We start from the raw sequence: 8,795 nt of genomic DNA on the forward strand, positions 1-8,795 counted from the left end.
ACCGGTCAGGCTATCGCGCATCCGGGATCTCGCACGGCCGGGTCCCGTGTGGCCCGCCCCACAGAATGACCATGACTGCGGCAAAAGGGGGCGGCCGCCCTGTCCGGGAGAGGGGGGACATGGGCGGCCGCCGGGTGGGGGTACCGATTGCCGGACTCCCGTGGGGGTACGGTGCGCGTGCCCACTTTGCCGACGGCCATTCCTGTCCGCCCCGAATTCTTTTCTCGCCCCCGCCGCCCCTACCCGTCCCATCCCTTGAAGGGGCTCCGCCCCTTCGACCCCGCCAGGGGGCTCCGCCCCCTGGACCCCCATCGGCCTGCGGCCTCGTCCTCAAACGCCGGACGGGCTGGAGATGCACGCCGGCGTCGAAGAGAGCCGAGGCGAAGGGCCGGGTTCCAGGGGGCGGGGCCCCCTGGAACGGGGCCCCGTTACTGCGTGCACCCCTCCTGACCAGCGGCCAGCGTCACGCAGGCCGTCGCGTCGCCCGCGTCCTTCACGGCCACCATCGGGGTGTACGCGATGGTGTCGCCGGCGGCGGTGATCGTGCCGGTCTGCTTTGTCTTGCCGACCTTCACCACCACCTCGTCGCCCTGGGCGGCCTGCGTGACACGTCCCCATGCCGCGCCGCAGGTCTCGCTGTAGCGGACCTCGACCACGGCCGTGCCGACGGTCGCGGTCTTGGCGGTCGTCACGAGGTCACCGCTGCACCCCATGGCCTCCGCGTCCTTGCCGGTGCAGGAGTCACCGCTGCACTGCACGCCGGCCGGCAGATCGGGGTCGGTCGTCACGGACGGCGAGGGCGACTGCACCGCGTCCTCGTTCTTCTTCCCCCCGCCGTCGGTCAGGAAGAACACCGCGGCGATCACGACCAGCACACCGACGACCCCCGCGAGGAACATCGTCAGCCGCCGCTTCCCGCCGCCCCCACCGGAGGGGGCACCGTGTCCCGGACGAGGCCCCTGCGGAGGCTCGCCGTACGGACTGGGCGTCCCCGGCGAACCGACCGCGCCGACCGCACCGGACTCCCCGGACAGCGCCGCTCCCGACGGACGACCGCCACTCGTCGGCGCCGGCCCCCGATACCCGGCGAGTCCCCACGAGTTGGCCTCGGAGGAGCCGCTGTCCCGGACGTCACCTCCGGTGGAGTCCCGTACCGACGAGTCCCGTACCTCCGGCGCCGTGGGCTGCGCGGGCACCGGGGGCATGGTCGGTGCGACACCTGCCGGCCCCGCCACCCCGGGCGTCGCCGTCGCGCTCCCGCTCTTGCGGGCGGTCTTGGCCGCCTTCGCGCTCCCCTTGGCGTTCGCCGGCGGCGCCCCGAACTCGCTCAGTGCCGCGCGGGCCTGGGAGATCCGTATCGCCTCCATGGTCATGTCGTGGCGCATCTCGGAACGGCTCCACGCCCGTTCGGCGAGCTCCCACATCGTCGTCAGGTGAACGGGATTGGTGCCCGTGACCTCGGCGAGCGCCACGATTGCACCCTTGGGCGCGAGCAGCCGCCCGTTCAGATACCGCTCCCAGGACGTCTTGCTGTATCCCGTGCGGTCGGCCAACGCCGCGATGCTCAGACCGCTACGGTCCACGAGCCGACGCAGCTGGCTCGCGAACTCCCTGACCTGCGGATCGAGTTCATCCGGCAAGGCCCTCCAACGAGGCATTACTTCCCCCCTCTTCCCCCCGGTTCGTGCTGGTGTTTCTCGCGTTCCCCCCGCGCGTGGTGCCCTCTGCCGAGTCCCCGTTCTGGCTACCCACAGGGATGCGCCCAGTAAGGATCTCAGTTCCCGGGGAGGGGGCGCACGGGAGCATTGGGACCGTGGGCATGCACCGTTGCACTCCCATCGGACCGCGTCCAGTGTTCCACCGGCTTCCCTCCCCCGCCGACACAACCCTGGCAGTAAGCCCTTGCCAACACGTGGGACACCCCGGACCGTCCCGATCGACCACGCTAGCCCGCTTGACGAACGACTTCCTTGCAAATCCGCGAACTTGTCAACACATCGACACACAGAAAGCACATAAACGATCACTCACGTCACATGCGCCGCATTCGGACAAGTCCGGCCCGTGAGTGTCATCCCAGCGCGATCATCCCGATCACCATCAGCAGCATCAGAGCCGCGACCAGTACCCCGGCCACGACCAGCAGCCGACGCGACGGCGGCTCCGGTCCCTTCGGCGGCGCGTCCCACCAAGGCAGGGTGGGATCGTCCTCGTACGCCTCCCCGTCGCCGCCCGTCCCGCCGGCCTCGCCCGCCTCGTGCTCCGGCCTCGCCGACACCGTCACGGGCTTCGGCCAGGCCTGCACCGCCAGTTCCCAGCGGGCCCCGAAGCGCTCCGCCTCGTCCTTCCCGACGTCCGCCACCCGGCACAGCGCGACGACCGCCTGCCGCGGTGGGGGCTGGGTGGCGTTGAGGTAGCGCTGCCAGGACGACTTGCTGTACGCGGTGCGCGCCCCCAGCGCGACCAGGCTCAGCCCCGTACGGTCCTTGAGCTGCCGCAACTGCTCCACGAAGTGCCGCACCTCCGGCGGCAGATCGTCAGGCAGCGGCTGCCAGGCACCCATCACTCACCTCCGAACCAGATCCGAACGGGTCGGGTGACGACGTGGGACGGCGGCTTGGTTCCCGGACGGACCCCGACGTAGCGGAACGGTCACTTCCGTGCCACAGCGCACTGACAGGCGTTGAACAGCCTCTTCACCGTGCCCGAGGGTGAACGCGGACGGCGGCCCGTCCTTCCTCGGGGGAGAGGACGGGCCGCCGTCGTGCGAGCGCCTCAGCTGTCCACCGTGAAATGCAGCGCGTCCTTCAGGAACGGGATCTTCAGCAACGGATCCGGCTGCGCCATCAACGCCAGCATCACGATCACGAGGCCCAGCACGCCGTACGTCACTATGTCCGTGAAGCGGGAGCGCACGGCGAGCATGCCGACGCTCGGCAGGATCCAGCGCAGCACCGCACCGGCCAGCAGGGCGCTGCCGATCACCAGGGTGCCGGCCCGGAACACGTCGAGCGCGGTGATCAGCAGGCCCACCCCGACCAGCCCGAGCACCAGAAGCACCGGCCACTGCCGGGCGGGCGCCGGGGCGTCACCGGATGCGGCGCGGCCGCCGCCCTCGGGGCGTGCCGTGTCCCTGGTGAACAGCGGGAAGCGGCGGGTGGTCCGCCGGGGCACACCGTCCGCGTCCGGGGCGCTCACCGGGTCCCGGACCTCGATCTCCTCCGCGGTGTCCTCCACGATCCCCTCCGCGCTGTCGGCGCGGCCGTCAGCCGACACTGCGCTCCGCCGCCTCGACCACGTTGACCAGCAGCTGCGCCCGCGTCATCGGGCCCACGCCACCGGGGTTCGGGGAGATCCAGCCGGCCACCTCGGCGACACCGGGGTGGACGTCGCCCACGATCTTGCCCTCGGCGCTGCGCGAGACACCGACGTCGAGGACGGCAGCGCCCGGCTTGACGTCCTCGGGGCGGATCAGGTGGGCGGAGCCCGCGGCGGCCACGATGATGTCCGCGCGCTTCAGGTGCGCGGACAGATCACGCGTCCCGGTGTGGCACTGGGTCACCGTGGCGTTCTCGCTGCGCCGGGTCAGCAGCAGCGGCATCGGACGGCCGATGGTGACACCGCGGCCGACGACCACCACCTCGGCGCCCTTGATCTCCACGCCGTACCGGCGCAGCAGGGTGAGCACGCCGTTGGGGGTGCAGGGCAGCGGGGCCGGCTCGCCCAGGACCAGGCGCCCGAGGTTCATCGGGTGCAGGCCGTCGGCGTCCTTGTCCGGGTCCATCAGTTCCAGGATGCGGTTCTCGTCGATGCCCTTGGGGAGGGGCAGCTGGACGATGTAACCGGTGCAGGCCGGGTCCTCGTTCAGTTCGCGGACCACCGCCTCGATCTCCTCCTGCGTCGCCGTGTCGGGCAGTTCGCGCTGGATGGAGGCGATGCCGACCTGGGCGCAGTCGCGGTGCTTGCCGGCGACGTACTTCTGGCTGCCGGGGTCGTCCCCGACCAGGATCGTGCCGAGTCCGGGCGTGACGCCCTTCTCCTTCAGCGCCGCCACGCGGGCGGTCAGATCGGACTTGATCGCGGCTGCGGTGGCCTTGCCATCGAGAATCTGGGCGGTCATGCCCCCATCCTCGCGGATGACGCCCTCCCGGTTCCAATCCGGGTCTCCCACCACCCGTGCCGCGGCATCTCCCCCCGTATCCGCTCATGATCAGCGATGTTGCACTTGCACAACACATAGGGAATGCGGCTGGACAAGTAAGAGGCGTCTAAAGAACGATGAGACGCTAGTGCCGCGGGCAGTACCGGGGGGACGAACCGCATCCGAAGAACTTCCTCCGAACCGTGCCACGCGTCGTCCCCGCACTGGATCAAAAACGGAGGAAGGACCGCTCGATGAGCTTCGGCGACCCGAACAACCCTTACGGCCCGCCCCAGGGCCAGCAGCCCGGCTACCCGCCGCAGCAGCCCCCGGCGCAGCCCGGCTACGGCTACCCGCAGGGCGCTCCCCAGCAGCCGCCCGCCTACGGCTACCCGCAGGGCCAGCCGGCCCAGCCCGGCTACCCCGGTTACCCGGGCTACCCGGGGAACGCGATGGCCATGGAGATGCCCGGCCTGATGAAGACCGCGCGCGTGCTGCTGTTCATCATGTCCGGCTTCCAGATCCTGTTCGGCATCATCGCCGGTGTCGCCATCGGTGCCGCCCAGGACCTGTCCAACGGCGTCGGCAGCGGCGACGACACCGACACCCTGGCCGGTCTCGGCTTCCTGGTCGCGGGCCTGCTGGTGGCGCTGGGCGCGCTCTCCATCTTCCTGGGCGTGAAGTTCAAGAACGGCGGCAGCGGCATCCGCATCACGACGATCGTCTACGCGTCGCTGATGATCCTCGGTGGCATCGTGAACATGGTGAACGGCGGGGGCGGCTCGGCCACCTTCGGCGGGCTCATCTCCCTCGCCATCGCCGGCATCATCCTCGCCTCGATGGTCAACAGCGCGGCGTCGGCCTGGTTCAACCGCCCGCGTTACTGAGCATTTCACCGAACTCGCCGAACTCGCCGAACGTTCACGCACGTTCACGCACGTTCATGCGTGACTGAAGAGTTCGCGCCATTTACCAGCCGGGGCCGTGTCTCACTCGTACGAGGGGGCACGGCCCCGCTGCGTCCCCTCTACTCTGGCGTGGGTAGCCGTCAGGCACGGGGAGACGCACCTTGTACAGCATCATCGTGGTACCTCCGCCGACCACGGAGGACGAGACCGACCGCACCCAGCTCCGGCTGGCACCCGGCGAGCGCCTCGGCTTCGGCCGTTCCGCCGCCGACAACGACCTGACCATCGCGCACGACGGGGTGTCCCGCAGAGCGGGCGAGATCACCGCGCAGGGCGCCTTCTGGATATTGAGCAACCTCAGCCGGGAGCAGACGTACGTCGTCGAGAACCCGGAAGGGGCCGGCGAGCACATCAAGGTGGGGCCGGGGCGCCTGGACGCGCCGGTCCCCTTCGAGTTCTCGCGGATCGTGCTGCCGGCGGCCGGCGATCTGCTGCCGATCGAGGTGTGGGCGCCACGCCACGACTACCTCAGCTCCGAGGGTGGCCTGGACGGCGCGACCACCGCTCCCGCCTTCTCGGTGGACCGCACCAAGCGCTACTTCGCGGTCCTGGCCGCGCTGTGCGAATCGCGCCTGCGCGGCGAACCGCACGCCCCGCTGCCCACGGTCGACCAGGTGGTGGACCGGCTGCGCCCCAACTGGCCGGCCGCCTCCCGCACTTCCGTGCAGTGGAACATCGACTACCTCGCCGTGAAGCTGCGCCTCAAGCCCGGCCCGGAGACGGCGGACACGGGGCCGCGGCTCAACGGCAAGAAGGAGTCGCTGGTCTCCCTGGCGCTCCGGTTCGACCTGGTGCGGGAGGACGACCTCGTCGTCCTGAGAGGGCCGCTGCGAGAGCCCTCGTCCGCCGCGGTGTCCGGCCGGCCGGCCCGGTGACCGAGCCATACGCCGTGCCGGTACCGAAGGGGTACCGGGTGGGGGCGTGGGAGGTGCGGGAGCCGATCGCCACGGGGGCGTTCGGGAGCGTGTACGAGGGCAGGCGCGTCGCGGCCGACGGGGACCGGCCCGACCTCCCGAAGACAGCGGCCCTGAAGTTCCTGCCCACCGGCACCGGCACCCCGCGCCAACTCACCCACCTGCGCGAACTCATCGAGCGCGAGGTCGAGTTGTACCGCCGGCTGAAGCAGCCGCGCCTGATCCGGATGTACGACACCCTCGTCGTCGACGACCCGGCAGGGCCAGCCCTCGACGGCGCCACCGTCCTCGTACTGGAGAGGGCGGAGGGCTCCCTGTCGGCCCTGGTCGCGGCGGAGCCCCGCCCCGCCGCCGGGCCCGCCCTGCTCGCGCAGATCTGCGAGGGGCTGGCGCAGCTGCACCGCGCGGGGTGGGTGCACGGGGATCTGAAGCCGGCCAACGTGCTGCTGATGCCGGACGGTTCGGCCCGGCTGGCCGACTTCAACATGGCGGCTGAGCTGGAGGGCACGCACGCGTACACGCCCGCCTTCTCGACCCCGGACTACACGCCGCCGGAGTTGCTGTGGTCGGAGATCGGCGAACGCGGCCGCCGTATCCGCCCGTCGGCCGACGTGTGGGCGTTCGGTGTGCTGGCCCATCTGGTCCTCACCGACTCCTTCCCGCTGCCCGGCGCCACCCCGACGGCCCGCCGCGACGCCGGCGCCGCCTACGCCCGCGGCACCGACGAACTGCGTCTGTCGCCCGAACTCCCGGACGCCTGGCGGGAGATCGTGCGGGACTGTCTGGCCCGCACTCATGCCGACCGGATCCCCACCGGCGACCTGCTGCGGCGGGTCGAGGCAGCGGCGGGCACCGGCCGCTCCCCCCGGCTGCCCCGGAGGCTGCGCCCGCGCCACCGTCTCCGCCGTACGAAGGTCCTGGTCACTGCGGTCGCCGTCGTCGCCGCCTCGGTCCTCGGCTACGGCATCAGCGACTGGGCGGACGTCGGCGGCTCGGACGGCTCGGGCGGCGAGAGCGAGAAGGTGACGCCCGCGACCTACGGCGCCGACGAGCTCCGTACCGACAAGGGCATCCCGGCGGCGTATCGCCGTCTGATCGTCGACTCGGCCCACGACTGTGTCCAGCCGGAGGTCACCCCCGCCCTGATCGCCGCGCTGCTGAAGGCCGAGAGCGACTTCGACCCGGATCTCTCCGACCCCGCCAAGGACGAGTACGGCATCGCCCGCTGGACTCCGGCCGTCCTGCGCTGGTGGATCCGTGACGACGGTGTCCCCGCGAAGGAGACCCCGAGTCCGCCGATCACCCCCTCCGAGTCCATTCCGGCCGTGGGCCGCTATCTGTGCTTCATCGAGCCCCGGCTGCGGGCCGACCTGTCCGGCGACCGCCGGGTGCTGCTCGCCGCCGCCTACCGGACGTCGTTCAAGAAGGTGAACGACGCGGGCGGCGTTCCCCCGAAGAGCAGCGCCTACGCCACCCGTGTCGCCCACTTCCTCAAGGAGTACACGCCTCAGGACCGCGACTACACCGCCCGTGTCGCTCAGTACTTGGAGGAGTACACCCCGCCCCGGAAGGCGTGAACCTGAGAGTTCTGAGGTACCGCGCGCGGGCGACCGGGTCCACCGTGGTCCTGTCCCCGCCTCGCGGCTTCCGGCTCCCTCGGGGGAGGGTCGGAGGCCGCGACGCGCCATACAGCGCCAAAGCTTCGCTTCCGCAATCAGGTCTCCCTTACTCTTTCCCATGTTGAACGTTGAACTGGGGATCTTGAGGGGGACAGGTCCATGTACAGCGTCATCGTCGTGCCGCCGACCTGCGGCAGCGTGGACGACCAGGTGCGTATCGCCTCCGGTGAGCGGCTCTCGTTCGGCAGGGCCGCGCCGGACGGCGGCCTGACCATCGCGCACGAAGGGGTGCCCCGGGTCGCCGGGGAGATCACCGCCCACCGGTCCTTCTGGCTGCTCAGCAATCTCAGCGAGCACCAGACCTACGTGGTGGAGAACCCTGAGGGCGCGGGAGAACACCTCAAGATCGCGCCGGGCCGTCTCGAAGCCCCCGTACCGTTCGAGTTCGCGCGGGTGGTCCTGCCCGCCGCGGGAGACCTGCTCACCTTCGACGTCTGGGCACCGCGCCACGCCTTCCGCAGCGCCGACCGCCAAGGGCTCCCCGGCCCCGTCACGGCCCCGGCGTTCGCCCTGGACCGCACCAGCAGGTACTTCGCGGTGCTGACCGCCCTGTGCGAGCCGCGGCTGCGCGGGGAGCCGCACGCGCCGCTGCCGGCCGTGGAGCAGTTGGTGGAGCGGCTGCGGGGCGTCTGGCCGACGGTCAGCCGGTCCGCCGTGTACTGGAACATCGACTACCTGACCCTCAAACTCCGGCTGCGTCCCGGCCCCGAGACCGCCGAGCCCGGACAGCGAGTCAACGGCAAGAAGGAGTCACTGGTGTCCCTCGCGCTCCGCTTCGACCTGGTCCGCGAGGACGACCTGACGGTGCTGGCGGCCCCCGTCGGTGAGGCGCTGCGATGACCGGCCGGTCCGACGCCGTCCCCGTCCCGAAGGGCTACCGGGTCGGCCCCTGGGAGGTGCGCGAGCCCCTCGGCTCCGGCGCCTTCGCCACGGTGTACGCGGCCCGGCTCGCCGAGCAACGGGACGCGGAGCTGTCCAGCGGCCCGTCGCGCGACCTGCCCCGCCGGGTGGCGCTGAAGTTCCTGCCCACCGGCACCCGCACCCCACGCCAGCTACGCCACCTCCGCGAACTGGCCGAACGCGAGGTAGAGCT

Annotated in this window: 8 protein-coding genes and 1 pseudogene; 5 read left to right on the forward strand and 4 right to left on the reverse strand. The window is 71.2% G+C overall.

Features of this window, described 5'->3' with window-relative positions; translation table 11 throughout:
* Positions 1–428 precede the first annotated feature (428 nt).
* The 4 genes from ADK36_RS07940 to ADK36_RS07955 all read right to left on the reverse strand — a co-directional run bounded on the left by ADK36_RS07940 (position 429) and on the right by ADK36_RS07955 (position 4,120).
* Positions 429–1,658: a helix-turn-helix domain-containing protein gene (locus tag ADK36_RS07940; RefSeq protein WP_078916742.1), complete on the reverse strand. Its 1,230-nt coding sequence runs from the start codon at positions 1,656–1,658 to the stop codon at positions 429–431.
* Positions 1,659–2,071: 413 nt separating this feature from the next.
* Positions 2,072–2,563 (reverse strand): helix-turn-helix domain-containing protein, encoded by a 492-nt coding sequence (locus ADK36_RS07945; RefSeq protein WP_048586866.1) that lies wholly within the window; start codon positions 2,561–2,563, stop codon positions 2,072–2,074.
* Between the two features lie 212 nt (positions 2,564–2,775).
* Positions 2,776–3,276, reverse strand: coding sequence for a DUF3017 domain-containing protein (locus ADK36_RS07950; RefSeq protein WP_048586867.1), 501 nt, complete (start codon positions 3,274–3,276; stop codon positions 2,776–2,778).
* Complete coding sequence (locus ADK36_RS07955) at positions 3,266–4,120, reverse strand: bifunctional methylenetetrahydrofolate dehydrogenase/methenyltetrahydrofolate cyclohydrolase (RefSeq protein ID WP_048586868.1); 855 nt, start codon at positions 4,118–4,120, stop codon at positions 3,266–3,268. Before ADK36_RS07955 ends, ADK36_RS07950 begins: the two co-directional genes overlap by 11 nt.
* A 275-nt stretch (positions 4,121–4,395) precedes the next feature.
* Here ADK36_RS07955 and ADK36_RS07960 point away from each other — a divergent pair, with 275 nt between their 5' ends.
* The 5 genes and pseudogenes from ADK36_RS07960 to ADK36_RS07980 form a co-directional block, all read left to right on the forward strand.
* On the forward strand, positions 4,396–5,028 hold the full coding sequence (locus tag ADK36_RS07960) for a hypothetical protein (RefSeq protein ID WP_048586869.1): 633 nt from the start codon (positions 4,396–4,398) through the stop codon (positions 5,026–5,028).
* A gap of 182 nt (positions 5,029–5,210) precedes the next feature.
* Positions 5,211–5,984: an FHA domain-containing protein gene (locus tag ADK36_RS07965; protein WP_048586870.1), complete on the forward strand. Its 774-nt coding sequence runs from the start codon at positions 5,211–5,213 to the stop codon at positions 5,982–5,984.
* Positions 5,981–7,600: a serine/threonine-protein kinase gene (locus ADK36_RS07970; RefSeq protein WP_078916743.1), complete on the forward strand. Its 1,620-nt coding sequence runs from the start codon at positions 5,981–5,983 to the stop codon at positions 7,598–7,600. Before ADK36_RS07965 ends, ADK36_RS07970 begins: the two co-directional genes overlap by 4 nt.
* Positions 7,601–7,801: 201 nt before the next feature.
* A complete protein-coding gene (locus ADK36_RS07975; protein WP_048586871.1) occupies positions 7,802–8,542 on the forward strand; it encodes a hypothetical protein in 741 nt (246 codons plus the stop codon).
* Positions 8,539–8,795 (forward strand): annotated as a pseudogene (locus tag ADK36_RS07980) (serine/threonine protein kinase); the annotation flags it as partial. The gene ADK36_RS07975 and the pseudogene ADK36_RS07980, both read left to right, overlap by 4 nt.

It is taken from the genome of Streptomyces viridochromogenes (genome assembly GCF_001270495.1).
GTDB lineage: Bacteria > Actinomycetota > Actinomycetes > Streptomycetales > Streptomycetaceae > Streptomyces > Streptomyces viridochromogenes_A.